Source organism: Pseudomonas sp. HY2-MNA-CIBAN-0224, from assembly GCF_040310285.1.
Lineage (GTDB): Bacteria > Pseudomonadota > Gammaproteobacteria > Pseudomonadales > Pseudomonadaceae > Aquipseudomonas > Aquipseudomonas helleri.
Window position 1 is genome coordinate 1 of sequence record NZ_JBEOPQ010000249.1, and the last position, 362, is coordinate 362.

The 362-nt window shown below is 43.9% G+C and carries 1 protein-coding gene; it reads right to left on the reverse strand.

Annotation, left to right across the window (positions count from 1 at the left end; translation table 11 throughout):
* Positions 1-362: DUF1513 domain-containing protein (locus AAEZ03_RS26260; RefSeq protein WP_350582686.1), on the reverse strand; the 362-nt coding region annotated here is incomplete at both ends.

A 362-nucleotide genomic window follows, 5' to 3' on the forward strand; every position in this document is an offset into this window, starting at 1 on the left:
TGATCAACTCATGTGGCCCAATACCATGCGTGTCAAACTCGGCTACTTTGCTATAATTATTACGAGCATCGTAGATACCAATTTTACCCGCCAAGCTTATCGTATCATTCTCAGTGACGTATAGCGTTGAGCCGTCCAAACTGTAGCAAGCATGTCCATAAAAATGGCGATTATCAGCCGCTGTAATAGCGAATTTTACTTGCCCTATCGCCGTATCTAATACCCAAAACTTTTCACTAGGGCGGCGACCCAGCACCACAACATCGCGTGGACAGTTATGAGTATTTGATTTGTTTTGATCGTTTTGTCTATTTTGAATATTAGGGATTGGCTGGACAACGATATCGTGGACACGCTCAGGC